The sequence below is a fragment of the Velazquezella soli genome (assembly GCF_977018685.1).
The window spans coordinates 473,636-499,711 of record NZ_CDRNXF010000004.1; the positions used below are offsets into that span (position 1 = coordinate 473,636).

A 26,076-nucleotide genomic window follows, 5' to 3' on the forward strand; every position below is an offset into this window, starting at 1 on the left:
CCGGAGCCCTTGCCCTCAAGTCGACCGTGCGTGTGCCAGATCTCCTAGCAGGCCGGCGGCGACGGAAATCTTCGAGAGGGTCAGATCGCCGCTTTCGCTCAGGCTCATCAGTTCAGCGCCGATGCGATTGACGCGCAGTCGATCGCCAGCGATCCAGGCCTCCACCGGCTTCTTGTCCTTGCGGTGCTCGGTCAAGACGGCAATGACGATGTCCCGGCGGGCCGAGGCGAGCTGTTGAAGGCTGCGCGAAAGCGCCAGGCTTTCGTAATGATCGCTTGTGCCAATCCGCTCGCCGGCCACGATCAGCCGGTTGACGCGGAACGTTTCGGTGACGGCGAAATAGCTCTCGATGGCGCGCGCCATGCTTTCGCCGGTCCGGTCGGCAATCCGCATGATCTCCGGCACGATGACGAGGGCCGATAGCAGGCGTATTTCTTTCACGAGACCGGACGGCGCACCTTCGGCCTCAAGTTCTGCGGCAAGCGGGCCCGTTTCGGCGATGATATCGTCGGTCACGGTGGCGCGCAGCCCCTTGATGGCGGCCCTGAGCCTGGCGATGGCATCAGTCAGTTCCGTCGTGCCGATCTGCGTCTGGAGCGCGAGATAGGTACCGATGCCGATGATGCGGGTAACCTGGGCATAGAGATCATTCTGAACCCTGCCCGAGATCTTGCCATCCAGCTGGTCGATTTCGGCCCAGATATTCTCCAGGTCGAAGCCGTCGCGAACAAGGAAGATTGCCTTGACGACATTTGCCGCGGTGGCGCCCGTCATGTCGCTCATCATGTGGATAAAGCCCGGGCCGCCGCGGTTGATGGCTTCGTTTGCAAGCGCCGTCGCAACGATTTCACGGTGCAGGCGATGGCCGGCAATATCGGCGGCGTAGGCCTTCTGCATCTTCGGCGGGAAATAGGCTTTCAGCACGGATGCGAAATACGGGTCGTCTGGGATGGTGCTGTCGATCAGGGCGTCGAACAGAACGATCTTCGAGTAGGAGACGAGCACGCCGATCTCGGGTCGTGTCAGCGGTCGGCCGCTGGCGTAGCGCTCGGCAAGTTCGACATCGTCGGGCAGAGTCTCGACCTTGCGGTTCAGCCGCCCTTCGCTTTCGAGGACCGACATCAGGCGGGCGAGCTGCTCGCGATTGGCGGCACCCTTGCGCTCGACGAGTGAAATCGCCAGTGGCTGAAGGTAGTTGTTGCGCAAGACGAGATGCCCCACGTCTTCCGTCATAGAGGCGAGCAGCGTATTGCGCTTGGCGCGGGTCAGCCTGCCGTCCTGCATGGCCGGATTGAGCGCGATCTTGATATTGACCTCGACGTCGGACGAATTGACGCCTGCGGAATTGTCGATCGCGTCGGAATTGCAGCGCCCGCCGGCCAGCGAATAGGCGATGCGGCCCTTCTGGGTAACGCCGAGATTGGCGCCCTCGCCGATGACGCTGGCACCGACTTCGCCGGCCGTGATGCGGATCGGATCATTGGCGCGGTCGCCCACTTCGGTGTCGGTTTCGGATGCGGCCTTGATATAGGTGCCGATGCCGCCGAACCAGAGAAGGTCGACCTTGCTTTTCAGGATCGCCGTCAGGATCTCGAAGGGCGAGGCCGTCATCTTGTCCAGGCCGATCGCCGCTGCCGCCTGCTTGGTCAGCTTCACGGATTTTTCCGTGCGCGAAATGATCATCGCGCCTTCAGACAGCGTCGAGCGGTCGTAATCCTGCCAGCTGGAGCGGGCAAGCGCGAACATGCGACTGCGCTCGGCAAAGGATTTCTCGATATCCGGATCCGGATCGATAAAGATGTCGCGGTGGTCGAAGGCGGCGATCAGGCGGATCTTTTCCGACAGAAGCATGCCGTTGCCGAAGACGTCGCCCGACATGTCGCCGACACCGGCGACGGAGAACGGCGTCGTCTGGATGTCGATGTCCTTTTCGCGGAAATGCCGCTTGACCGCTTCCCAGGCGCCGCGGGCGGTGATGCCCATCTTCTTGTGGTCGTAGCCGGCAGAGCCGCCCGATGCGAAGGCATCATCCAGCCAGAAGCCGGCTTCCTGCGCCAGTCCGTTGGCGGTGTCGGAGAAGGTTGCCGTTCCCTTATCGGCAGCGACGACAAAGTAAGGATCGTCCTCATCGATGCGCAGCGTGTTTTCCGGCGGGACCACCTCTCCGTCGATGATGTTGTCGGTGACGGACAGAAGCGTGCGGATATAGGTCTTGTAGGCTTCCTTGCCGGCGTTGAAGAAGGCGTCGCGCGAGGCGGCGGCGGGAAGCATCTTCGGGAAGAAGCCGCCCTTGGCGCCGACGGGAACGATGACGGCGTTCTTGACCTGCTGTGCCTTCACAAGGCCCAGCACTTCGGTGCGATAATCCTCGCCGCGATCCGACCAGCGGATGCCGCCTCTAGCGACCTTGCCGAAGCGCAGGTGAACACCTTCGACTTCGGTGCCGTAGACGAAGATCTCGCGGTACGGGCGCGGTTCCGGCAGGCCATCGAGCAAATCAGGATCAAGCTTGAACGCCAGCATCGGCTTTGCGCCGCCGTTCTCGTCAACCTGGAAGTAATTGGTGCGAAGCGTTGCGTCGATCGCGTTGACGAAGCGGCGAAGTGTGCGGTCCTCGTCGAGGTTCGGCACGTTGCCGAGTGCTTGCTCGATCGTCTCGTGCAGCTCGGTCAGCTTCCTGATGCGGGCTTTTTCGGCAATCTTCGGATCGAACCCGTCGCGGAACAGGCGGAAGACGGAGGCGGAAATTTCCGGATACTTGTTGAGCGTATCGGCGATGTAGGTCTGCGAGTAGACGATGCCGGCCTGGCGCAGATAGCGGGCATAGGCGCGCAGCACGGCCACTTCGCGGGCGGAAAGTCCGGCGAGCAGAACGAGGCGGTTGAAGCCGTCATTGTCGGTCAATCCCTCGAAGGCTTTGAGGAACGCGTCTTCGAGCCGCTGTCCCTCACGCGCAAGATCGATCTCGCGGGCACCGTCGAGCTGCAGTTCCATGTCGTGCAGGACGATGAGGTCCGCCTGCGGGCCGGCGTGGATTTCGAATGTCTGCTCGCTGACCACGTGAAAGCCGAGATTTTCGAGAAGCGGCACGCGGCGCGACAGGGAAAGATGCTGGTCGCGGTGGAAGATCTTTAGCGAAACGGTGTTCGCATCGTCACCGGGGCGCCGGTAGAAGTCGATGCGGATTGTTTCACCCGCTGCGCAGGCGGCAATATCGGGCAGGTCGGCAAAGGTTTCTTCCGGAGAGAACGCTTCCTGGAAAGCGTGGGTGACGGACAGGCGGGGTCCGTCTTCCGCAAGCAACGCGAACCTGTCCTCCCAAGGCGTGGCGATGAGGCGCACGGCCTCCTCAAGCTTTGCCTGCGCGACACGCGGCGTCTTGCCGCCGCTGCGGCCGATGATCATGTGGACGCGGGCCACGCGGGCTTCCGGAAACGCCGGGTAATAGGCCGAGACGTGGCCGTCGAAGATTTCGCAGAGATACGCGCCGACCTTTTCGCGGACGATCGAATTATAATCCTCGCGCGGCACGTAGACGATGACCGAAACGAAACGGTCGAAATGGTCGATACGCGGCAGCACGCGCACGCGCGGCCTCTCGCTCAGCTCCATGATCTGTTCGCAGAAGCTCGAGAGCACGTCGAGATCGATCTGGAAGAGATCGTCGCGCGGGTAGGATTCCAGCGTGTTTTCGAGCATGCGGCCCGAATGGCTTTCCGGGTCGAACCCGAAATTCTTCTCGATGCGGGCAATCTTTGCGCGCAAGAGCGGCACGTCGCGGACGGACTGGGTATAGGCCGTGGACGTGAACAGGCCGACGATGCGCAGTTCGCCGACCACATTGCCCTTTTCGTCGAAGCGCTTCACCCCGACGTAATCCATATAGGCGCGACGGTGCACGACGGATTTGACGTTGGCCTTGGCGACGATGAGGAAATCCGGGCCGTCGAGAAATTCGAGGATTTCTGGCGTCGTCGTGACCTGATCCTTGCCCTGACGCAGGACGAGCACATCCGGATCGGACAGAATGCCGAGGCCCCTGCCCTTGCCGCGCTCCACCTTGGCATCGGCGCCCTTGCCCGAATAGGTGTATTCGCGCATGCCGAGGAAGGTGAAATTGTCGTTCCTGAGCCAGTCGAGAAAAGCATACGCCTCGTCGGCATCGGCCTTCTTGCCTTTTTTAGCGTTGACGAGTTGGGCCTGGGCGTCTTTGAGAACGCCGAGCATCGCGGACCAGCCGGTAATGGCCTGGTGCACCTGGTTAAGAACAAAGCGGATTCGCTCGACCAGCCCGTCGGCTTGCTCGTCGTTGAGCTGAGGCACATGGATCTGGATCAGGCTGACGTGATGGGCCGGGTCGCCGGGTCGCTCGCTCGAGTGAAGCGTCGGCTGCTTGCCCGGTTCGATGACCAGGATCGGATGGACGGCCATCGTGAGGTCGCGATAGGCCGTCGTAACTTCACCCATGACCGAATCGAACAGAAACGGCATGTTGCGATCAATCACCGTAATGATCGAAACCGGCATTCCATCGGGCTCGACACCATCAAGGGTTTCGATTGTGATGTCGGCCTTGATTCGCGTCCAGGCTTTCAGCCGTCTTGCGGCATGTCCCGCGCACAGGGCGAGCATTTCTGGGGTGTAGTTTTCGAGATCGTCACTGCTGGCGCGGCTGAAGATCAGGAAGGGATCGAGATTGTCCTCCATGCCGGAAGCGGCCGCAATCTTGCCCGCCTTCTCGATCTGCTTGTCCCGCTTCGGGTTTTGCCGGCCTGCCATCTGTCTCTCCCTAAATTTTTTCTCAACGTGCGATAAAACGCAGCCAATGTCATTATGCTTTGCCGCGGTGTCTCACCGGTGCTTGCGGCTGGAATTTGTCATAGGCGTGTCACGTCTTGTTGACATGCCGACACAGAGATCCGATCAACGGTTCGATAACGTCGAAAGCAAGCATCATGCAGGGTAATTCAGGCGCGGTCATCGTCATTTCCAGCCATGTGATCCGTGGCTCGGTCGGTAACCGGGCCGCCGTCTTCGCGCTCGAGACCCTGGGATATCCCGTCTGGGCCATGCCGACCGTCGTGCTGCCCTGGCATCCCGGGCACGGTCCTTCGACGCGCCTGACGTTTCCCGAATCGGATTTCGACAAGGCTATAGACGATCTCATCCGGGCGCCATGGCTCGGCGAAGTGAAGGCGGTGCTGACCGGGTATTTCGGAAATGCCGCGCAGCCGCGCGCCGTGGCACGACTGATCGAGGCGCTGCGGAGAAACAACCCGGACCTTATCTATGTCTGCGATCCCGTGATGGGCGATCTCGGCGGGCTCTATATCCCGCAGCCGACAGCCGAAGCAATCCGCGACGAGCTTCTGCCGCTTGCCACCATCGCCACGCCGAACCGATACGAGCTTGCCTGGCTCTCGGGTGCACCGCTCGATGATAACAATGCGATCATGGAGGCAGCAGTCGCGCTCGGGCCGCCGCGGATGCTGGTGACCTCGGCGGTGCCGATGATGACAGGCAGTACAGGCAATCTCTATCTCACCGGCAATCATGCGCTGCTGGCTGAACACCGGCTGATCGACCACGCCCCGAACGGGCTCGGAGACCTACTCTCAGCGGTTTTTCTCGCCCGCGTCATGTCCGGCATGGATGAAGAGAAAGCCCTGCAGACAACGACTGCCAGCGTGTTCGAAGTGCTGGCGCGTTCGGTAAAGCGCGGGGCCAACGAGCTGACGCTGGAAATGGATGCCGCCAGCCTCTCGACGCCGATGGCGATGGTCCAGATGCGCCGGCTCGTGCATCCACTTAAGAGGCGCAAGCCGTAAGCTCAAAGAGCATGCCCATCCACACAATGGCCGTTGATTCTCGTCTGGCTGCACGATAATCGTGAGCCATGAGCGAATTTCCAGAAAAACTGCTTTCGGGCTACCGTAACTTCATGAGTGGTCGCTACAGCGACGAGCGGGAGCGCTACCGCGCGCTCGCCGATACCGGCCAGAAGCCGCATACGCTCCTGGTTGCCTGTTGCGACAGCCGCGCGGCGCCCGAGACGATCTTCGACTGCGGTCCGGGAGAACTCTTCGTGGTCCGCAACGTCGCCAACATGGTACCGCGCTACGAGCCCGACAGCCAGTTTCACGGGACATCGGCTGCGGTTGAATACGCGGTGCAGGTGCTCGAGATCCGCAATATCGTAGTCATGGGCCACGGCCGCTGCGGCGGTATCCAGGCAGCGCTCGACGCTTCCATGAAGCCGCTGTCGGAGGGGGATTTCATCGGCAAGTGGATGGGTTTGGTCAGGCCTGCGGCCACGCAGATCCAGAGCAACGACCTGATGACCCAGAGCGAGCGTCAGACAGCGCTCGAACGGGTGTCGATCCGCAATTCGATCGCCAATCTGCAGACCTTCCCCTTCGTCCGCAATCTCACGGAAAAGGGAGAACTCGACATTCACGGCGCCTGGTTCGATATCTCGACCGGCGAGTTGTGGGTGATGAACGAGAAGGGCGATTTCACCCGGCCAGACATCAGTGTACCGGCGATCGAGGCCGAGCAGAGCCCGGCCTGATCATTTCAACGGTGTAACGGCTCAGCCGCCGTCGATCTGGGCGCCCATGTATGCGATCGCCTGCTGGTAGACGGTTGCCGCGTTCCAGCCTTGGATGGCGACGAAATTCGGCTCGCCCTGCTGGTAACCGGCGCCTGTACGCCAGCCATGACCCTTGAGGAAGTTGGCGGTCGATGCCAGCGCATCGGCGCGCGAACGAACCATGTCGATATGGCCGTCACCGTCGCCATCGGCGCCGTAGCGGATGACGTTGAGCGGCAGGAACTGCGTCTGGCCGATTTCGCCATGCGCTGCACCCTTTGCAGTGGTGCTGAGATCACCGCGGGCAACGAGCTGCAGGGCAGCGTAAAGCTGTTCGGTAAAGTAGGCCGAGCGGCGGCAGTCATAGGAAAGCGTCGCGACGGCCGACAGCGTATGCTGGTCGCCCATGTAATTGCCGAAACCGGTTTCCATGCCCCAGATTGCCAGGATCGGGCCGGCCGGAACGCCGTAGCGGCGCTCAATCGACGCAAACAGCGCTGCGTTGGATTTCTTCATGGACTTGCCGCGCGAGATGATCGTTGCGCCACCGCGCTTCTTCATGAACTCGTCGAAGGAAAGCTTGAAGCTTTTCTGGCCGCGGTCGGCGCGAATGGTCGGGCGGTTGTAGACGACGTTAGCAAAGGCGCGGTCGAGAACTGCAGGGCTGATACCCTTGGACGGTGCCTGCTGCTTGAAATCGGCGACCCAGCGGTCGAAACCGGCTCCATCATTGCCGCAGGCGGCGGCAAAGGCCGGGGCTGCGGTTGCAAGCGTTGCTGCTGCGATCAATCCTGCCAGAATAGTCTTCATCATGCGGTCAAACCCGTCGAAAGTCCGGATTGCTTGGCCGAAAGCTTCCGGAAGAATTGCGCTATATTCGGCCTTATGACCCCAGTGGCGGATAATCGCAATTCATCTTCCCATGAATAGTTCGTGAAGAGAGACGAATCGAAAAAACCCCGTCATTTCTGACGGGGCTTTCTAAGCGGATTTGCTTAATAAAGTACGTTACTTATTAAGCAGCAACCTTGCGTGGCTTGATCAGACCGCGATTGACCAGAAGTTCGGCGATCTGGATCGCGTTCAGCGCGGCACCCTTGCGCAGGTTGTCGGAGACGACCCAGATGTTGAGTCCGTTTTCGACGGTTGCGTCCTCGCGGATACGCGAAATGTAGGTCGCATCTTCACCGGCGCATTCGAGAGGCGTGATGTAACCGCCGTCTTCGTGCTTGTCGATGACGAGGCAACCCGGCGCTTCGCGCAGGATATCGCGGGCCTGATCGGCGGTGATCTCGTTTTCGAACTCGATGTTGACGGATTCGGAGTGGCCGATAAAGACCGGAACGCGAACGGCCGTGCAGGTGACACGGATCTTCGGGTCGAGCATCTTCTTGGTCTCGGCCAGAACCTTCCACTCTTCCTTCGTGTAGCCGTCTTCCATGAAGCTATCGATATGCGGGATGACGTTGAAGGCAATACGCTTGGTGAACTTCTTCGATTCGACCGGATCGGCGACGAACACGGCGCGGGTCTGGGTGAAGAGTTCGTCCATGCCTTCCTTGCCGGCACCGGACACCGACTGGTAGGTGGAAACGACGACGCGCTTGATCTTGGCAAAGTCGTGAAGCGGCTTCAGCGCGACGACGAGCTGGGCCGTCGAGCAGTTCGGATTGGCAATGATGTTCTTCTTGGAGAAACCGACGATGGCGTCGGGGTTCACTTCCGGAACGATCAGCGGCACTTCCGAATCGTAGCGCCAGGCGGACGAGTTGTCGATGACGACGCAGCCCTGCGCACCGATCTTCGGCGACCACTTCTTGGAGGCATCGCCGCCGGCGGACATCAGGCAGATGTCGGTATCGGAGAAATCGTAGTTCTCGAGGTTGGACACCTTGAGCGTCTTGTCACCGAAGGAGACTTCCGTGCCCTGGCTGCGGGCGGAGGCGAGTGCGACGACTTCATCAGCCGGAAAACCACGTTCCGCGAGAATGTTCAGCATTTCCCTGCCGACATTGCCGGTTGCTCCGGCGACTGCGATCTTGAAACCCATTTCTTTGCTCTCTTTCTGTCTCTCCTCGGTTTTCTGAGGGGGAAGCCCGTGTCGTGCGCGACGCGGTGTTCCTTGTCCCCGGCCGTACCGGGGAGAGAGCGGTGGCCAGAGACGTCAGACGATAATTTTCGTCGTCGTTTTGGCCGTGGTTTTGTCGGAAACCGAAAGGGCAACATCCAGCCGCCCGGCAGATACTGCCAGGTCATAGCACGCAGCAAAGCGAAAGTCGCGGCGAAGCATGGACACTCCTTTTCCAAAGCTGCTCATAAAAGATTTTGCCGCAGAGTCAAGGTTGATGCGATTGGACATCGGCGCGTTATCACGTTTCTGTCATTGCACTGTCATCGCATGGGGCTATCCCCGAACCTCTATGCGACGCAACGACGGGGGTTTTCCATGCGTATGCTTCTTGCTGCCTTTGCAGCCACAACAATTCTTTCCGGCGGCATGCAAGCCGCCCACGCCGCGAACGTCTTTCCGCTTGATCGGGCGACGATCCTGACCGGCTCTCCATTCGATTTCAAGGTCGAGTTCAGCTCGGTCGTGAAGCCTGAAGACGTCAAGATCACCGTCAACGGCCAGGACTACAAGTCTGTGTTCGGCAAGGATGTCGAGTTCGTTGCAGAAGAGAAGAACAAGGACAAGGTCCTCGGTTCCGCCGTCGTGCTGCGCGCACTGACGATCGCGAATGCCGGCGACTACAAGGTTGAGGTGTCTGCTGGTTCGGAAACCAAAAGCGTGACCTGGAACGTCTACGGCACCGCGGCGCAGCCAAAGGCCAAGAACGTGATCTTCCTGATCGGTGACGGTCTTTCCGTGGCGCATCGCACCGCTGCCCGCATCATGGCCAAGGGCATGACCGAAGGCAAGGCGAACGGTCGTCTCGCGATGGACGACATCCCGCCGGCAGCCTTTATCGGGACGTCTGCGACGGACGCTGTCGCCACCGACAGCGCCAACACGATGTCGGCCTATATGACCGGCCACAAGACAGCCGTGAACGCAATCGGCGTCTATGCCGACCGCACGCCTGACTCGATGGACGATCCGAAGGTTGAAACATACGCGGAAGCGGTCCGCCGCCAGACGAAGAAGTCGATCGGCATCGTCACGACCGCAGAAGTTCAGGACGCAACACCCGCAGCCGTCGTCGCCCATACCCGCAAGCGCGGCGACAAGGCGGAAATCAACGGCATGCTGTTCGACGTCAAGCCGGACGTCCTGCTCGGCGGCGGTTCCGCCTACTTCCTGCCCCAGGCGACGCCTGGATCCAAGCGCAAGGACGACAAGGACTATATCGCCCTGTTCAAGGATGCCGGCTACATGCTTGCGACCAGCAAGGCTGAACTGGCAACGGCATCCGGCACCAATACCGGCAAGATCCTCGGCCTGTTCCACACCGGCAACATGGACACGACGCTTGACCGCGAATTCCTGAAAAAGGGCACGACGGCGAAGTTCCCGGATCAGCCGGGCCTCGTCGATATGACCAAGGTCGCGCTCGACACGCTGTCGAAGAACCCGGACGGCTTCTTCCTGATGGTCGAAGCTGCCAACATCGACAAGATGTCCCATCCGCTGGACTGGGACCGCGCCGTCGTCGATACGATCGAATTCGACAAGGCAATCGTCGCCGCCCGCGAATTTGCCGGCAAGAACCCCGACACGCTGATCGTCGTCACCGGCGATCATACCCACGGTGTTTCGATCATCGGTACGGTCAACGATGAAAAGCCGGGCGACGACATGCGCGAAAAGGTCGGGACCTATGCCGAGGCAGGCTTCCCGAACTATATGGACGAGAACAAGGACGGTTATCCTGACAAGGTCGATGTTACCAAGCGCCTGTTCCTGAACGCCAATAACGGCCCTGATCATTACGAGACATTCCGTCCGAAGCTCGACAATCCCTTCGTTCCGGCCATCCAGAACGAAAAGAAGGAATATGTCGCCAACGAAGCCTACAAGGATGTCCCGGGCGCCGTTCTCGTGACCGGCATCATTCCGAAGAGCGCCGACAGCGGCGTCCATTCGGTTGACGACGTCGTTCTCCAGGCTGCCGGCCCGGGTTCGGAAGGGTTCCGCGGTTACATGGAGCAGAGCGACGTCTACAAGGTTCTCGCGGAGACTTTCGCGCTGGGCGCCAAGCAGACCAACTGATCAGACCGACTGGGTCTGAAAGACCATGGTTAAAGAGGGGGCATGTCCTGAGGCGTGCCCCTATCTACTTTAGATATCGCGGGACTTGAAGATATGCCTCACCTGCTGGATGATGACCGTGATCAACGCGGGAAAGTGATCATGGGAGCGCTCGAAATGGTCGGCCGTCGCCAGATGCTCAAGACCTCGCTCGGCATCATTGCCGGCCTGCCGCTGCTGATATCAGGCGCAACCGCCCGCGCAGAAAACGGGCTTTCCTTCGACGAGCTCTATGGCAAGGTCAGCGTTCTCGGTCTGGAATTTTCCGACAAGGTTAAGCGGCTGAACGGCCAGGAGATCGCCATGCGCGGTTTCATGGCGCCACCGTTGAAGGCGGAAGCCTCGTTCTTTGTTCTGACCGAAGTGCCGATGTCGATCTGCCCGTTCTGCTCCACCGATGCGGACTGGCCGGACAATATCGTCGTTGTCTATCTCGATGAGAAGCAGACATTCACCCAGCCAAGCCAGACGATCGAGGTGCGCGGCACGCTCGAGATGGGCTCGTGGACCGATCCGGACACCGGCTTCGTCAGCCTGCTGCGGATCCGACAGGCGGAATACGGTACGGTCTGACGACATGATGCCTCTGAAGGTGCAATCTCTCGCCGTCTCGTTTCCCGGTCTGGCGACACCGGTTCTTTCCATCGATGCTCTTGAGATCGCCGCCGGCAGCCGCGTTGCGCTGACGGGCGGGTCGGGATCGGGCAAGAGCACGCTTCTCAATATCATTGCGGGGCTGGAGCGTGTCGGTAGCGGCCATGTGGTCTGGGGCGGGCAGGATATCGCCAGACTGTCGGAAGGCCGGCGAGACCGCTGGCGGGCCGAAAATGTGGGCCTCGTGATGCAGGATTTCCATCTGTTTGCGGGCCTCTCCGCGCTGGATAACGTGCTGCTGCCGGCACGGCTTTCGCGGGTCTCGACCCCGGATCTGGTGAAAAGAGCGCATGAGCTGATCGAGACCGTGGGGTTGAAGCGAACCGGTCAGTCCGTCGAGACTATGTCGCGCGGCGAGATGCAGCGGGTGGCGATTGCCCGGGCGCTGCTGCGCGAGCCCGGTATCATCATTGCCGATGAGCCGACGGCAAGCCTCGATCTCGAAAACGGCGAGGCGGTTGGGGATCTGCTTCTGTCCGTCGCGGCCGGTGCCGGCAGCACGCTTGTTGTGGCGACGCACGACCAACGCATGATCGAACGCCTCGACCGGCGCATCGTGCTCAGGGGCGGGTGCATCGTCGGCGATGAGGTTGTCGGGGAGGTGCCGGCATGATCCGTTTTATTGTCGCCGACCTGCGGCGTCTCTGGCTGGGCTGCGCCGTCGTGGTGCTTCTGGTTGCCCTTGCGACGGCGCTCGGCGTTGCCGTGACCCTGCAGGAACGGTCGCTGCGGCTCGGCAGTGCGCGTGCCGCCGACAAGTTCGATCTGGTGATCGGCGCCTCCGGCAGCGAAACGCAGCTGATCCTCTCCTCGATCTTTCTCCAGCCCGCGCCGCTGCCGCTGGTCGATGGAGAGCTACTTTCGAAACTTGCCGCCGATCCGCGTGTCGCCTGGGCAGCTCCCGTCGGTTTCGGCGATTCCTTTGCCGGCTATCCGATCGTGGGAACGACGACGACGCTTGTGACCAGCACGACGCCGGGCTTTGGCGAGGGGCGCTTGTTTGCCGCGGAAGGCGAAGCGGTTCTCGGCGCTTCCGTCACTCTTCCGGTCGGCGCCGTCGTCAAGCCGATGCATGGAACAGCCGAAACTGGTGGTCCAACCCATACGGACATCGCATACAAGGTCGTGGGCAAGCTGAAACCGACCGGCACGCCATGGGACCGCGCCATTCTCGTGCCGATCCAGGCCGTATGGCACGTTCATGGTTTAGGCGCTGAGCATGAGCACGAGGACGCAAGCACGGAGCCTGCGGCATCTGTCGCCTCTACCACCCATGACGAAGACCATCATCACGGCGGCATCGATCCGGATGCGCCGATCGTTGAGGATTTCGGGGCTGATACCCCCGGCCTTCCAGCGATTCTGGTCAAACCGAAGTCGATTGCCGATGCCTATCGCCTGCGTCAGGCCTATCGCGGCAATGGCACGGTGGCGGTATTTCCCGGCGAGGTGCTGACCGGCCTTTATGCGACGCTTGGCGATGCGAAAATGGTGTTGAGTGCGGTCGCTGCGGGATCTCAGGCTCTTGTCGCGGCAGCACTGGTGCTGGTGACGGTGATCCATGTGGGGCAGAGGCGCCGGCAGATCGGCGCGCTGCGCGCGTTCGGGGCACCGCGCGTCGTCGTGTTCCTCATCGTGTGGCTGGAGCTTCTTCTCCTGGTTGCGCTTGGCATCGGGCTCGGCTTCGTCTGCGGGCTACTGGCGGCGCAGTTCGGCGCCCATCTGTTTACCGCGAAAAGCGGGGTCATCCTGCCGGTCGGGTTCACGAGAGACGACGTACGTCTGGCACTTTTTCTGCTGGGCTTTGCAGCGGTCCTTTCGGCCGTGCCGGCACTTCTTGCCTATCGGCAGTCGCCCGCCCAGGCGCTTCGCTCCTGACCATTCCGAGCTACGTCATTAGACGAAAGTCATAAGCCGAAAGCATGTCTCATCCGGCGTGCCAAATTCTGTCACTCTGCAACGATTGCGCTAACCTGTCTGGCCGAGGAGGAGAATGGCCGGACAGGAAGGCACGGAGTTCATCTTGTTGGGAGGACGACAATGGCACACGTCGCAACGGCAGCCCGGACGAAGGCTAGCCCCATGACGCGCGAGGAAAAGAAGGTCATCTTCGCCTCGTCGCTGGGTACCATTTTCGAATGGTATGATTTCTATCTCTACGGAACGCTTGCCGTCATCATCGGCCGGCAGTTCTTTTCGGCGTTTCCGCCCGCCACGCAGGCCATCTTTGCACTGCTGGCCTTTGCTGCAGGCTTTCTCGTCCGCCCCTTCGGCGCACTGGTCTTCGGACGGCTCGGCGATCTTGTCGGACGCAAATATACCTTCCTCGTCACGATCGTGATCATGGGCCTATCGACATTCTTTGTCGGTCTTCTGCCGAGCTACGAGCAGATTGGTGCAACGGCGCCCATCCTTCTCATCGCGCTGCGCATGTTGCAGGGCCTGGCGCTTGGTGGCGAATACGGTGGTGCTGCTGTCTATGTGGCGGAGCACGCGCCGCCCGGTCGCCGCGGATTTTACACGGCCTGGATTCAGACGACGGCGACGCTTGGCCTGTTGCTGTCGCTCGCCGTCATCGTGACGCTGCGCGTCAACATGGGTGAAGAAGCCTTTGCCACAAGCTATCCGGTCATATTCGGTCTGCTGGGCGGCTGGCGCATTCCGTTCCTCGGATCGGCACTGCTGCTTGCGGTCTCCATCTACATCCGCTTGCAGATGAACGAGTCCCCCGTCTTCCAGAAGATGAAGGAAGAAGGCACCCGTTCGAAGGCACCGCTGACGGAAGCCTTCGGCACCTGGAAGAACGGCAAGATCGTCCTGATCGCACTGTTCGGTCTTGTCGTCGGCCAGGCCGTCGTCTGGTATACCGGCCAGTTCTACGCGCTGTTCTTCCTGCAGAGCATCCTGAAAGTCGACCTTCTGACGGCGAACGTACTGATTGCCTGGTCGCTTCTTCTCGGCACACCATTTTTCCTCGTCTTCGGTGCGCTGTCTGACCGCGTGGGCCGCAAATGGGTCATTCTGGCAGGCTGCGCGCTCGCAGCGGTCACGTACTTCCCGCTGTTCCACGCATTGACCAATACCGCCAATCCGACCTACGCGGCAGCGATCAAAAACGTCCAGATCCAGGTTTCGGCGGATCCGGCGACATGCGGATCCCTGTTCGACCCTGTTGGTATCAGAACCTTCACGCAGCCATGCGACGTCGCGCGACGCACGCTGTCGCAGCAGGCGTTTACCTACACGCTGGTGCCAGCAGCCGCCGGTGCGCCAACCACGGTCAGCGTAGCGGGCACGGACGTTCCCGTTGCCAATGTGACGTTGCCGGACGGCAAGACCGAAACCTTCGCCCAGCGTCTCGGCCCGGCCAGCGTGGCAGCCGGCTACCCTGCCGCCAACGATGCTGCCAAGGTGCGTGTGGATGGCTTCTTCGCGGTGTTCGGCAATGCCCAGGCTTTGACTGTCATCGCCATTCTCTGGGTCATGGTCGTCTATGTGACGATCGTCTACGGCCCGATCGCCGCGGCGCTGGTGGAGTTTTTCCCGACACGCATCCGCTATACCGCCATGTCGCTGCCGTATCACATCGGCAACGGCTGGTTCGGCGGGCTGCTGCCGGCCACCTCCTTCGCGATCGTTGCCTCGACCGGGGATCTCTATGCCGGCCTCTGGTACCCGGTCGGCTTTGCCGTTCTCACGATCATCATCGGCGCGGTCTTCGTGAAGGACCGGCGCAATATCGATCTCAACGACTGATCAGTCAGCAAAAAGAAGGGCCCGGCGGAAACGCCGGGCCCTTTTTCGTTTAAGGCCGTGGTCCCCTCGCGGGATGCCTCAGGCCGAGAGGCCGGCAAATTCCTTGAGGATGGCGTCGCCCATGTCGCCGGTGCCGACCTGGCGGCAGCCGTCAGCCATGATGTCGCCGGTGCGGATGCCCTGGTCGAGTACCGCGGCGATCGCCTTTTCCAGGTTGTCTGCTTCGGTGATCATGTTGAACGAATAACGCAGGCACATGGCAAACGACGCGATCATGGCGATCGGGTTGGCAATGCCCTTGCCGGCAATATCCGGTGCCGAACCATGGACCGGCTCATAAAGCGCCTTGCGCTTGCCGGTCTTGCCATCGGGGGCGCCGAGGGACGCGGACGGCAGCATGCCAAGCGAACCCGTCAGCATGGCTGCAACGTCGGACAGCATGTCGCCGAACAGGTTGTCGGTGACGATGACGTCGAACTGTTTCGGCGCGCGAACCAGTTGCATGCCGCCGGCATCGGCCAGCATGTGGTCCAGCTTCACATCGGAATATTTTGCCTTGTGGATTTCGGTGACGACCTGGTTCCACAGCACGCCCGACTTCATGACGTTGCGCTTTTCCATGGAGCAAACGGCATTCTTGCGGGTGCGCGCCAGTTCGAAGGCAACGCCTGCGATGCGTTCGATCTCGTAGGTGTCGTAGATCTGGGTGTCGATGCCGCGCTTCTGGCCGTTGCCGAGATCGATGATTTCCTTCGGCTCACCGAAATAGACGCCGCCGGTCAGTTCGCGGATGATCAGGATGTCGAGCCCGTCCACCAGTTCGGGTTTCAGCGAAGAGGCGGCGGCAAGCGCCGGATAGCAGATGGCCGGGCGCAGATTTGCGAAAAGCTCCATATCCTTGCGCAGACGCAGCAGGCCGGCTTCCGGGCGCACCTCATAGGGCACACTATCCCATTTCGGACCGCCGACGGCGCCGAACAGGACGGCATCGGCCGCCATCGCTTTTTCCATATCCGCGTCGGAAATGGCGGCGCCATGCGCATCATAGGCGCAGCCGCCGACCAGACCTTCGTCGGTGACGAAATCGGCACTCATGGCGTCGTTCATATGGGCGATGATCTTGCGCACTTCGCCCATGGCCTCTGGACCGATGCCATCACCGGGAAGCAGGAAAAGGTGTTTTGCCATTGTGCAGATGTCCTTGATTGTTCAGGCGGCGGTTGGGCAGCTGTTTCAGGAAGCGCCGGCACCGATGCGTGCGGTCACTTCGATCTCGATTTTCATTTCAGGGGTGGTGAGGCCGCAGACGATCATGGTCGCTGCCGGCCGAATCTGGGCAAATACCGATCCGACGACCTCGACCACAGAATCGTAATCGGCCATGTCGACGAGATAATAGCGCACGCGGACAACGTCCTTCAGGCTGCTGCCGGCTTCGCCAAGCGCTTTTGCAATAGTGGCGAGCGCGTTGCGGGTCTGGTCAGCGACATCGTCAGGCATCACCATCAGGGCATAGTCATAGCCCGTCGTGCCCGAGACATAGACCATGTCACGGTCAACAACTGCTCGGGAATAGCCGATCCGCGCTTCGAAGGGTGATCCCGAGGAGATATGCGTGACCATCTGATGACCCTCAGAGCCAGGGGCGTTCCGTGCTGTTCTTGTCCTCGAAACTCGAGATCACGGCGTCGCTCTTTAATGTCGAAGCAATATCGTCGAGACCTTCCAAGAGGATCTGGCGTCGGCCGGGATCGATGTCAAAATGCAGCGAGCCGCCATCCGGACCTGTGATCTTCTGCGCTTCGAGATCGATCGAAATGACGGCATTGGAGCCGCGATCCGCATCGTCGAGCAGCTTTTCGAGATCTTCTGGAGACACGATGATCGGCAGGATGCCGTTCTTGAAACAGTTATTGTAGAAAATATCGGCAAAGCTGGTCGAGATCACGCAACGGATGCCGAAATCGAGAAGTGCCCAAGGCGCGTGCTCACGCGACGAGCCGCAGCCGAAATTGTCGCCAGCCACCAGGATCTTGGAATTGCGATAGGCCGGCTTGTTCAAGATGAAATCTGGGTTTTCTGACCCATCCTGATTGTAGCGGGATTCTGCAAACAGTCCCTTGCCGAGACCGGTTCGCTTGATCGTCTTCAGGTAGTCCTTGGGAATGATCATGTCGGTGTCGATGTTGACGACCGGAAGCGGCGCTGCGACGCCTGTGAGTTGCGTGAACTTGTCCATGATCTGCCTCCAAGGGAGTTGTCGTGAAGGCCAAATAAAGCAATTTGCCGCCGATTTGAAGGGCATTATGCCTTCAACCGGTACTCCGCTGCGCCAGAGCGCGCAGGCGGAGCGAACATGATGACGCTAGAGGTCGATGATGGTACCGCGGCCGTCGTTCCACACACGGATATCGCGGCTGGCCGGCTTTGGTCCGAACGATTTCGCTCGCACGGGTACAGGGTTCAACCTGGTCGAGATCGCCCTACCAATCGAAAGAAGGACGAGGATGCCGGCAAATGCGACGGTCAGAGACGCTGTAAACAGCGCCGCCATGGCAAGCACCGCAATAGCTGAGGCGACGACGAAAAATGCACGAATGTTTTGCATGGATCATACCTTTCAACGTCTGAAATGTGGGACCGGCGGGCCCCGCTTACAAGTGGTTTCACGACCTCCTGTCTTGCCGAGGGCCAAAAAGCTTGTCACAACCACGTTATGACTTTTCCCAATGATTACATGGTCCCGAAGCGATGGCCGCTTTGATCCGGCGCTCGCTCCTGAGCGTTCCCGCGAGCAACACCCGTGCGCTTTCGAAAATCCCGCAGCTCGACTGCGACGGCGTGATTTTCGATCTGGAGGATTCCGTGGCCTCCGGGCAGAAGGCGGAAGCGCGGGATAACCTCCGCAGAAGCTTTGCCGAGCTGAATTCCGATGGTCTCGAGACGGCTATCCGGATCAATCCGCTCACAAGCGAATTCGGTCCTGCGGATCTCGAGCTCATCGTCGAACTTCTGCCGGATGCGGTGGTCATTCCCAAGGTTGAGCATGCGGACGACGTCCGGGTGATCGCCGAGCGCCTTTCTCAGGCGGGCGTGCCGGAGAGGGTCTCTATCTGGGCGATGATCGAAACGCCGCTCGGCGTCCTCAACGCCGCCGAAATCTCGAGCGTGGGCGGACGGATCAAATGCCTCGTCGTGGGGCTCAACGATCTTCGCAAGGCAACGGGTGTTTTGCCGCAACCGGGGCGGGCCAATCTCATACCCTGGTTGATGCAGGTCGTGCTGGCGGGCAGGGCCTATGGTGTCGATGTGATCGACAGCGTGTTTAACGATTTCAAGGACGAAGCCGCGCTCGAAGCCGAGTGCGCCCAGGGCCGCGCCATGGGATTTTCGGGCAAGATGCTGATCCATCCGGCGCAGATCGACGCGGCCAACCGTCATTTCGGTCCTGATGATGATGCGCTTGAAGAGGCACGCGCCATCATCGAGGCCTTCCGCCAGCCGGGAGCCGAAACGCTCAACGTCATCAACCTCGACGGCCGCATGGTCGAGCGTCTGCATCTCGAAGATGCGGAAAAGCTCGTCGCCAGCGCGTCGGTCATCGCCAACAGAAAGAGAAAGCCATGAAAGTATATCGTTTCATTACCGGTCCTGACGATGCCGCCTTTTGTCACCGGGTGACGGCGGCGCTGAACAAGGGCTGGGAACTCTCCGGTTCGCCAAGCTACGCCTTCAACGGCAAGACGGGCGAGATGCATTGCGGCCAGGCCGTGATGAAGACTGTAGAAGGCAAGGAATACAGCCCCGACATGAAGCTCGGCGAGCAGTAAAAAGCTAGGCCGAGGTGTGTCTGCCAGCGCTGGATCAGCGCTGGCTTGCTTCCTCGGCGCTCGCCTCGATGCGCTCCATGTCGTCGTCACTCAGGCCGAAGTGATGGCCGATCTCGTGGATAAGGACGTGGGTGATGATATCGCCCAGCGTTTCCTCATTCTCCGCCCAGTAATCGAGGATAGGCCGGCGATAGAGCCGGATGCGATTGGGCAGTTCGCCGGTTTCGACCGTAAACCGTTCCGAAATGCCACGTCCTTCGAACAGGCCCAGAAGGTCGAACGGCGTTTCCAGCGCCATGTCTTCGAAAACGTCGTCGTCCGGAAATTCTTCGACCTCAATGGTGAGGTTCGTCGTGAGTTTGCGGAATTCGTCCGGAAGGTGGCTGTAGGCTTCTAATGCCAGCGACTCGAACGTGCTGATCGTCGGCGCATGGCGATCCTGCCAATCATCGGTCTGGTCAATGCGGGCCATGGGATCTCCTTCCAACTCAGGCACATATAATACCTGAAGCAGCTATTTCGAGAAAAGAATCATTGCGATAGCTTTTAGAGGAAAAGATTCCTGATCGGGAGCTGTTGACTCTTTGCCACGTGTCTGGAATCCATAAGAACATAAAGAGAACATTATCGATGGAGTTGACGCCATGGCCAAAGGTGCCTGGGCGCGGGAGAGACTTTTGCCCTGCGCAAGCCGATCTCGGAGACGGAAAGCGGTTGGCGAGCTTGCTCCTGATGCTCGCGTCTGGTCTGGATTGGAACCCGCATGACCGCCTGTTTTCGATCCCCTCTGGCGCATGGACAGAGGCGTATTCTGACACTCGTGTTCCCGCGTCTGTCAACCGACAGAATCGCGCGCCGCCGCTGGGGTATGGACTGGCGGTCTTCCCGCCATCACGACCATCCACCGATCGTCTTTGCCGGGCGCCACGCCGACAGGATGTGCCTGACAGTGCTCGACGCGGCCGCCGAACGCCTTAACCTGGAGCTGGGGCAGGGCGTTTCAGAAGCGCGAGCGATCTTTCCGGAGCTCGACGTGATGGACGAAGACGATGATGCCGACGCGGCGCTTCTGATGGCGCTCTCCGACTGGTGCGACCGATATACGCCACTGGTGACGCTAGAAGGGCGCAACGGGCTCTCTCTGGATATCACGGGCTGTGCGGATTACGGTGGCGGAGAGCAGGGCTTGCTCGGCAATGCCTCCCACAGACTCCGTCAGATGGGTTTCGACGTCAAAGGGACACTCGCATCTTTTCCGGGCGTGTGGAGCGATTCTGCTTCTGCCGCGGACGGAACCTGTGGCGGCGCGTTGTTTCGATCGAGTGACGTCCGAGCGTTTTCAGAGATATCGCAGCGACACAGCAGCCGGTTAGGCATCACTGCCTCCGATCACGGATCGTTGATAAGGGGGTTATGATATGTCAATTACCGGGCTGGATTCTTTCTTGACATCGCTTGTCCTCTTTTGCAAAAAGTCTGTATCGAGGTCAATGTTCTCCAGGTCGATCCAAAATGCTGGTTTGCAGTTGCAATTACATCACCGAAAGGGAGATCAAGGATACGATCATCCAACTCCTCACTGAGGACTGTTGGCAGCTGATCGTTCCCGTCAAGGTCTACCATGCGATGGAAAAACGCGGCCGCTGCTGCGGTTGCTTTCCCAATGTCGTTGATCTGATCATCAAGACCACTGAGGAATATCACGCCCAGCGGCACTCGACGGAAGCTGACGTGATCGTCTATATGTCGCGCTTGAAACAACTCCACGAAGAAAACAGGAGAGCGGACATTGAAAGGCGACTTACAGGTCATCGAGCGGCTTAACGAGGCACTTTTCCTCGAACTTGGCGCTGTGAACCAATACTGGCTGCACTATCGTCTCCTGCATGATTGGGGTTTTACCAAGCTTGCCAAGAAGGAGCGGGCCGAATCCATCGAAGAGATGCAGCATGCCGATCGTCTGATCGACCGCATCATCTTTCTCGAGGGTCATCCGAACCTTCAGACGCTGGCACCGCTTCGCATCGGTCAGAACGTCAAGGAAGTTCTAGAGGCCGATCTGGCTGGTGAATACGATGCCCGCACCGCCTACAAGGCGTCGCGTGATATCTGTCACGCCGCCGGAGACTATGTCTCCATGAAGCTTTTCGAACAGCTGCTGATGGATGAAGAGGGTCATATCGACTTCCTGGAAACGCAGCTCGAACTTCTCTCGAAGATCGGCGAAGAGAGATACGGCCAGCTCAACGCGGAATCAGCCGACTCCGCTGAGTAAAGCTCAAATCATCGACATTCTATCGCTCGAGCCCGGTGGAAGTTGCTTTCACCGGGCTTTGCTTTATCCGACCAGCGCTAATCGGACGTGCAATCAGCCCGCCGGCGAGAGGTGGGCAAATTCCGCGACGACCCGGTCATAGACCGAGCGCTTGAACGGCACGATCAGGCCGGGCAGATCCTGCATCGGCTTCCATTCCCAGGCATCGAATTCAGCCGTATGGCCGCCCGGCGGCGGGTTGATGGCGATCTCGCTTTCATCGCCGTCAAAGCGGAAGGCAAACCAGCGCTGCGTCTGGCCGCGATACTTTCCCTTCAGTCCGATACCGATCAGGTGTTCCGGAAGATCGTAATTGATCCACTCGCCGGCTTCGGCAAGCAGCGTGACGGAACGCATGCCCGTTTCTTCGTAGAGTTCACGATAGGCGGCGGGCAGGGGATCTTCGCCCTTGTCGATCCCGCCCTGCGGCATCTGCCACAGTTGCGGAGACCCGTCGAATTCGCTGTTGCCGGCAGCAATGCGGCGTCCGGCCCAAACGAGGCCCTCGCTGTTGAGCACCATGACCCCGACGCAGGGACGATAGGGAAGATCGTCCGCTTTCACCGGTTTCTTGTGATCCTTGGCCATATCATTCCCCTTGCTTCAAGGTGCCACGCTCTCGCGGGCAAGCGTCGATACACCGACGATTTCTACACCGCGTTGCGAGGCTTCGTCGGCCCATTTGCGGATCGCCGCGATGCTCTCGTCGAAGGCGGAGGCGATGCCGATTGCCGTTCCCTTGCGTTGGGCTATCCGCTCCAGTTCGTCAAGTTTCTTGAGGATCGCGTCGGATTGAAGCTGACCGTCCAGGGTCAGGTCACCGAAGGCGTGCGGCAGTTGCATCGCCTTTGCCAGCACCTCCGTCTTCGACTGGGCCGAGGTGCCGTCATCGAGGAACAGCAGGCCGCGGGAGGCCATGTCGCGCAGGACAGGCTCAAGCGCCTTGACGTCGGAGAGATAGCGGCCGCCCTGGTAGTTCATGATCCCCGTATAGTTGGTGATCTCGCCCATCGCCACATGCAGTCGCTCAAGGTTCTTTGCGGCAGGATCCTTGACGAGAAGCGTGCCTGGTCCGGGGTCGTTGGCCGGATAGTCGTAAGGCTCGAACGGGACCTGGATGAGGATTTCGTGGCCCGCGCGGCGCGCTTCCTGCATCCAGCGCTGCAGGCTGTTGCCGCTTGCAGCAAGGCCCAGCGTTACGCTTGGCGGCAGTTGCTGGATTGCGCGCTGGGTGCCCGTCTGGCTGAGGCCGAGGCCACCGACCACGATCGCGATCCTTGTGCCGCGGGCGCCGGACCAGGGTCGTGCATACTGGTCCATGGGTCGCATGCCATCCTCGCCGAGGATCGGCAGTTTGCCGTATTCCGTGTCTTCCAGAAGAGACGTATTCGGCTCTGCCGCAAATCGCGGGTCCTGGCCAATTCTCTGGGCATTGATAAGGACGGGACCGTTTCCATCCCTTGCGCGCGGCGTGTATTTTGTCACGACCGAGCCGTCCGCCATCCGGTTCTGCTCAATGGTCGCGCCGGAATTCGGATTGGACCGGGGCATGCCGTTGGGGTTGGCATTTTCGGGAGAAACTGCATCATCGGCAGGTGTCTTGGGGGCGATCGCCGTGGAGGAGGGGGGCTCGCTCGAGGCGATGCGCTCAAGCTGAGGGTCGTTTCGCATCGCATAGATCGACAAGCCGACGACGGCAATCACGCCGATGCTTCCTAAAACGGCAACGGCCGACAGGCGACGCGCCGTTCGTCGCTTCGGCGGCCGGTTTTGACCGAGCGGTGCATGGAGATCGCTGCCCAAGGGATATGCCCGCGTCTGCGCTGCCGAAATGAATGCGGTCAGGCGGCTGTGATGAAACAGCCGCCTGACCGGTTTGCCTGATTAGTTCTTGACGGCGGCCGCAGCCTTGTCGGGGCTTGCCGGGAAGGACGGGTCTGTCTTTGTCCCATGCAGCAGGTCCATGGCATAGTTCAGCTGCAGGTCGTCCTTGGTTTCCGGCGGCACATAGGCAGCCGAACCGGAACCTTCGTCTGTTTCGGCCGCGCCCTGGATATGGCCCTTGAGGCTGGATTCGCCTTCGGCGCGGACCTTGCCCTGCAGTTCCGGCGGCAGCGGCTGTTCGACCTTGATGTCAGGCGTGATGCCCGTTCCCTGGATCGACTTGCCCGATGGCGTATAGTAGAGCGCCGTCGTCAGACGCAGCGCACCGGATTCACCAAGCGGAATGATCGTCTGGACGGAGCCCTTACCGAACGAGCGGGTCCCGACAACGGTCGCGCGCTTCAGGTCCTGAAGGGCACCGGCGACGATTTCAGATGCGGAAGCCGAGCCGCCGTTTACCAGCACGACCACCGGCTTGCCATCGGTCAGGTCGCCAGGGCCGGCATTGAAGCGGCGTGTCTCATCTGCGTTGCGGCCACGGGTGGAAACCACTTCGCCGCGTTCCAGGAACGCATCGGAGACGTTGATCGCCTGGTCCAGCAGACCGCCCGGGTTGAGCCGCAGGTCAAGCACGAAGCCCTTCAGCTTGTCGGCAGGCACGTCAGCCTTGATCTTCTTGATCGCCTTTTCGAGATCGTCATAGGTCTTCTCGGTAAACGAGATGACGCGCACATAGCCGATGTCGCCAGCTTCGACGCGCGATTTGACGGCGCGCACGGCGATGATGTCGCGCATGACGGTGATGTCGAGTGGCTTGTCGGCACCCTGACGGATGACGGTCAGCTTGATGGGTGTGTTGACGGCGCCGCGCATCTTTTCGACGGCGTCCTCAAGTTTCAGGCCGCGAACAGCCTGGCCATCGATTTCAGTAATGAAGTCGCCGGCAAGAATGCCAGCCTTGGATGCCGGCGTGTCGTCGATCGGAGTGATGACCTTGACGAGCTCGTTCTCCATCGTCACTTCGATGCCAAGACCGCCGAATTCACCGCGCGTCTGGGTGCGCATGTCTTCGGCATCTTTGGAATTCATGAAGCTCGAATGCGGATCCAGCGAGCTCAGCATGCCATTGATGGCATTTTCGACCAGCTTGTTTTCATCCGGTGGCGTCACATACTGGGCGCGAACCCGCTCGAACACGTCGCCGAAGATCGACAGTTCCTTATAGGTGGAAGCCCCGGCGGCCTGAGCCGGGACACCGGCCGAATAAATGACGCTCATCGCGGTCGCACCCAACAGTGCTCCGACGATGACAAGAGAAGCCCTACGAATCATTTCGCGCCCTTCCAGTTTCTTTGCTGGCCCACCACGGTTTAGAATCAACCGGAGTGCCGTCTTTTCGGAATTCAATGTAAAGCGTCGGGCGATCCGTTTCCAGCGCCAACGCAGTCGCACTTGCTACTCTTTTCTCACCCATGGCAGCGATCGGTTCGCCAGCAAAGACAAACTTGCCCTGCCGCGCGTTGACCATGTCCATTCCTGCCAGAACAACATGATAGCCGTCGCCGGCGTTCAGGATGATCATCTGGCCATAGCTCCGGAATGCACCGGCAAACACGACCAGCCCATCGGCCGGTGCCGTCACCACTGCGCCGGGGTTGGAGGCCACGGTCATACCGCGTGCCGGGTGTCCCGTCCCGTCTGCATCGCCGAACGCACGCAATATTTCGCCGGCAACTGGAAGCTCCAGTTTTTGCCTGAGGCTTGAAAACGCGTATGCGGGCGCAATGCGGTTTTTGTCGGGCACACCGCTTTCGGCCAATTGCCGGGCTTTCTCGCGTTCCTCTTCGGACATCTGCCGCCGACGCTCTTCCTCGGCACGGGCCAGATCCATGCCTTCGCGCACGGATGCGATCTGTCCCTCAAGCCCCTGAATGAGATCCTGAAGCGAGGTGGCGCGGCCAACAAGTTCCTGAGAACGCGCGCGTTCTGCGGCCAGCTGTCTTTCGTTCTCGGCATTCAGCTTGGCGTTCTCGGCGAGCAGCAGGTTCATGCGCCGCTCTTCCTCGACGCCTGCCGTGATGGTTTGCGAGACGGCTTCCTTTTCCTTGGCCGCCTCTGCCTGAAGGCTCGCGAGATTTTGAAGATCTGTGACCAGCCTTTCGGCCTCCGCCCGCATGCCGGGCACGACGGCGCCGAGCAGGATCGCGCTTCTGACGGAGCCGAGCGCGTCATCGGGGGAGACGAGCAGCGCCGGCGGCGGGCTGCGGCCCATGCGCTCCAGAGCACCCAGCACTTCGGCGAGAATGGAGCGACGCCCCCTCAAGGCCACGCGGATCTTGTCTTCCTGCACTTTCAGCGAAGCGAGCTTGTCTTCGCTCACCTGGATCTTCGACTGCAGATCCTTGCGCCGCGCGGCTGAATCGATCAGGGCCTGGCGCATATCTGCAGACGTCTTCTTGATGCCGGAAATGCTGTGCTCGATCTGAGCGACCTTTTCCGACGAAAGGCTCATGCTTTTAGCCAGCACTTCCAGCTCGCCGCGGGTCTCATTCCGTCTCTTCTGGAGATCGGCGGTCGGATCCGCCAAGGCTTCGGTCGCGGGCGGGGAGGGCTGGGCCGCAGGCGGTGCCGCTTCCTGTGCTAAGGCAATCCAGTGAAAGGGCGGCAGACGGAGAGGCGCGAAGGCAAGCGCCGATGCCATCGCTGGCAGCGCAAGGCCCAGGGCTATGGCTCTCCTGATCGTCATTGCGTTCTCGAATCTGCAGCGGACCTGCGAAGGCTAGGCTGATTCGCCGGG

Annotated in this window: 25 protein-coding genes; 12 read left to right on the top strand and 13 right to left on the bottom strand. The window is 60.4% G+C overall.

Annotated features, from left to right (window positions below; all coding sequences use genetic code 11):
• Positions 1 to 15 precede the first annotated feature (15 nt).
• Complete coding sequence (locus AC0JZ8_RS05920) at positions 16 to 4,779, bottom strand: NAD-glutamate dehydrogenase (protein WP_471892032.1); 4,764 nt, start codon at positions 4,777 to 4,779, stop codon at positions 16 to 18.
• 176 nt (positions 4,780 to 4,955) lie between these two features.
• Between AC0JZ8_RS05920 and pdxY the strand changes: the two genes are divergently transcribed.
• Both pdxY and AC0JZ8_RS05930 read left to right on the top strand, forming a co-directional pair.
• Positions 4,956 to 5,828: a pyridoxal kinase PdxY gene (pdxY, locus tag AC0JZ8_RS05925; RefSeq protein WP_430255509.1), complete on the top strand. Its 873-nt coding sequence runs from the start codon at positions 4,956 to 4,958 to the stop codon at positions 5,826 to 5,828.
• Between the two features lie 68 nt (positions 5,829 to 5,896).
• Positions 5,897 to 6,571, top strand: coding sequence for a carbonic anhydrase (locus tag AC0JZ8_RS05930; protein WP_062462828.1), 675 nt, complete (start codon positions 5,897 to 5,899; stop codon positions 6,569 to 6,571).
• Between the two features lie 21 nt (positions 6,572 to 6,592).
• On the opposite strand, the gene AC0JZ8_RS05935 is transcribed toward AC0JZ8_RS05930, so the two are convergent.
• The 3 genes from AC0JZ8_RS05935 to AC0JZ8_RS05945 form a co-directional block, all read right to left on the bottom strand.
• Positions 6,593 to 7,405, bottom strand: a complete 813-nt coding sequence (locus tag AC0JZ8_RS05935; protein ID WP_062462825.1) for a lytic murein transglycosylase — start codon at positions 7,403 to 7,405, stop codon at positions 6,593 to 6,595.
• 202 nt (positions 7,406 to 7,607) lie between these two features.
• On the bottom strand, positions 7,608 to 8,642 hold the full coding sequence (locus tag AC0JZ8_RS05940) for an aspartate-semialdehyde dehydrogenase (protein WP_062577062.1): 1,035 nt from the start codon (positions 8,640 to 8,642) through the stop codon (positions 7,608 to 7,610).
• Positions 8,643 to 8,756: 114 nt separating this feature from the next.
• A complete protein-coding gene (locus AC0JZ8_RS05945; RefSeq protein WP_430257931.1) occupies positions 8,757 to 8,951 on the bottom strand; it encodes a hypothetical protein in 195 nt (64 codons plus the stop codon).
• Positions 8,952 to 9,038: 87 nt separating this feature from the next.
• Here AC0JZ8_RS05945 and AC0JZ8_RS05950 point away from each other — a divergent pair, with 87 nt between their 5' ends.
• From AC0JZ8_RS05950 to AC0JZ8_RS05970, 5 genes are all read left to right on the top strand, one after another.
• Positions 9,039 to 10,802, top strand: a complete 1,764-nt coding sequence (locus AC0JZ8_RS05950; protein ID WP_471892033.1) for an alkaline phosphatase — start codon at positions 9,039 to 9,041, stop codon at positions 10,800 to 10,802.
• Between the two features lie 141 nt (positions 10,803 to 10,943).
• Positions 10,944 to 11,414: a hypothetical protein gene (locus tag AC0JZ8_RS05955; protein ID WP_471892034.1), complete on the top strand. Its 471-nt coding sequence runs from the start codon at positions 10,944 to 10,946 to the stop codon at positions 11,412 to 11,414.
• Between the two features lie 4 nt (positions 11,415 to 11,418).
• Positions 11,419 to 12,108 (top strand): ABC transporter ATP-binding protein, encoded by a 690-nt coding sequence (locus tag AC0JZ8_RS05960; protein ID WP_471892035.1) that lies wholly within the window; start codon positions 11,419 to 11,421, stop codon positions 12,106 to 12,108.
• Positions 12,105 to 13,373, top strand: coding sequence for an FtsX-like permease family protein (locus tag AC0JZ8_RS05965; protein ID WP_471892036.1), 1,269 nt, complete (start codon positions 12,105 to 12,107; stop codon positions 13,371 to 13,373). Before AC0JZ8_RS05960 ends, AC0JZ8_RS05965 begins: the two co-directional genes overlap by 4 nt.
• Before the next feature lie 162 nt (positions 13,374 to 13,535).
• Positions 13,536 to 15,251: an MFS transporter gene (locus tag AC0JZ8_RS05970; protein ID WP_471892037.1), complete on the top strand. Its 1,716-nt coding sequence runs from the start codon at positions 13,536 to 13,538 to the stop codon at positions 15,249 to 15,251.
• A gap of 78 nt (positions 15,252 to 15,329) precedes the next feature.
• On the opposite strand, the gene leuB is transcribed toward AC0JZ8_RS05970, so the two are convergent.
• From leuB to AC0JZ8_RS05990, 4 genes are all read right to left on the bottom strand, one after another.
• Positions 15,330 to 16,439 carry a 3-isopropylmalate dehydrogenase gene (gene leuB / locus AC0JZ8_RS05975; protein WP_471892038.1) on the bottom strand — a complete coding sequence of 370 codons (1,110 nt, stop codon included), beginning with the start codon at positions 16,437 to 16,439 and terminating at the stop codon, positions 15,330 to 15,332.
• Between the two features lie 45 nt (positions 16,440 to 16,484).
• Positions 16,485 to 16,874 (bottom strand): RidA family protein, encoded by a 390-nt coding sequence (locus tag AC0JZ8_RS05980; protein WP_471892039.1) that lies wholly within the window; start codon positions 16,872 to 16,874, stop codon positions 16,485 to 16,487.
• 10 nt (positions 16,875 to 16,884) lie between these two features.
• Positions 16,885 to 17,490 (bottom strand): 3-isopropylmalate dehydratase small subunit, encoded by a 606-nt coding sequence (leuD, locus tag AC0JZ8_RS05985; protein WP_062462796.1) that lies wholly within the window; start codon positions 17,488 to 17,490, stop codon positions 16,885 to 16,887.
• A 126-nt stretch (positions 17,491 to 17,616) separates the two neighbouring features.
• The gene (locus AC0JZ8_RS05990; protein ID WP_062462792.1) at positions 17,617 to 17,859 is read right to left on the bottom strand and encodes a hypothetical protein; all 243 of its coding nucleotides are present in this window, start codon (positions 17,857 to 17,859) and stop codon (positions 17,617 to 17,619) included.
• 143 nt (positions 17,860 to 18,002) lie between these two features.
• On the opposite strand from AC0JZ8_RS05990, the gene AC0JZ8_RS05995 reads away from it, so the two are divergent.
• On the top strand, positions 18,003 to 18,878 hold the full coding sequence (locus AC0JZ8_RS05995) for an HpcH/HpaI aldolase/citrate lyase family protein (RefSeq protein ID WP_471892040.1): 876 nt from the start codon (positions 18,003 to 18,005) through the stop codon (positions 18,876 to 18,878).
• Positions 18,875 to 19,081, top strand: coding sequence for a DUF1737 domain-containing protein (locus AC0JZ8_RS06000; protein WP_062462785.1), 207 nt, complete (start codon positions 18,875 to 18,877; stop codon positions 19,079 to 19,081). Before AC0JZ8_RS05995 ends, AC0JZ8_RS06000 begins: the two co-directional genes overlap by 4 nt.
• 34 nt (positions 19,082 to 19,115) lie before the next feature.
• Here the strand turns inward: AC0JZ8_RS06000 and AC0JZ8_RS06005 are convergent, their stop codons facing one another.
• Positions 19,116 to 19,553: a metallopeptidase family protein gene (locus AC0JZ8_RS06005; protein WP_062462782.1), complete on the bottom strand. Its 438-nt coding sequence runs from the start codon at positions 19,551 to 19,553 to the stop codon at positions 19,116 to 19,118.
• 291 nt (positions 19,554 to 19,844) lie between these two features.
• Here AC0JZ8_RS06005 and AC0JZ8_RS06010 point away from each other — a divergent pair, with 291 nt between their 5' ends.
• The 3 genes from AC0JZ8_RS06010 (at position 19,845) to bfr (ending at position 21,356) form a co-directional block, all read left to right on the top strand.
• Positions 19,845 to 20,498, top strand: coding sequence for a DNA polymerase Y subunit UmuC family protein (locus AC0JZ8_RS06010; protein ID WP_471892041.1), 654 nt, complete (start codon positions 19,845 to 19,847; stop codon positions 20,496 to 20,498).
• Positions 20,499 to 20,593: 95 nt separating this feature from the next.
• Positions 20,594 to 20,905, top strand: coding sequence for a (2Fe-2S)-binding protein (locus AC0JZ8_RS06015; RefSeq protein WP_062462776.1), 312 nt, complete (start codon positions 20,594 to 20,596; stop codon positions 20,903 to 20,905).
• Positions 20,871 to 21,356 carry a bacterioferritin gene (bfr, locus tag AC0JZ8_RS06020; RefSeq protein ID WP_062462773.1) on the top strand — a complete coding sequence of 162 codons (486 nt, stop codon included), beginning with the start codon at positions 20,871 to 20,873 and terminating at the stop codon, positions 21,354 to 21,356. Before AC0JZ8_RS06015 ends, bfr begins: the two co-directional genes overlap by 35 nt.
• 93 nt (positions 21,357 to 21,449) lie before the next feature.
• On the opposite strand, the gene AC0JZ8_RS06025 is transcribed toward bfr, so the two are convergent.
• From AC0JZ8_RS06025 to AC0JZ8_RS06040, 4 genes are all read right to left on the bottom strand, one after another.
• Positions 21,450 to 21,983 (bottom strand): RNA pyrophosphohydrolase, encoded by a 534-nt coding sequence (locus AC0JZ8_RS06025; protein ID WP_092665103.1) that lies wholly within the window; start codon positions 21,981 to 21,983, stop codon positions 21,450 to 21,452.
• A 15-nt stretch (positions 21,984 to 21,998) separates the two neighbouring features.
• A complete protein-coding gene (locus AC0JZ8_RS06030; RefSeq protein WP_245341580.1) occupies positions 21,999 to 23,198 on the bottom strand; it encodes a divergent polysaccharide deacetylase family protein in 1,200 nt (399 codons plus the stop codon).
• A gap of 81 nt (positions 23,199 to 23,279) precedes the next feature.
• Positions 23,280 to 24,611 (bottom strand): S41 family peptidase, encoded by a 1,332-nt coding sequence (locus AC0JZ8_RS06035; RefSeq protein ID WP_192078880.1) that lies wholly within the window; start codon positions 24,609 to 24,611, stop codon positions 23,280 to 23,282.
• Positions 24,601 to 26,025, bottom strand: a complete 1,425-nt coding sequence (locus AC0JZ8_RS06040) for a murein hydrolase activator EnvC family protein (protein ID WP_471892042.1) — start codon at positions 26,023 to 26,025, stop codon at positions 24,601 to 24,603. The genes AC0JZ8_RS06035 and AC0JZ8_RS06040 overlap by 11 nt, the downstream gene beginning before the upstream one ends.
• Between the last annotated feature and the right edge of the window lie 51 nt (positions 26,026 to 26,076).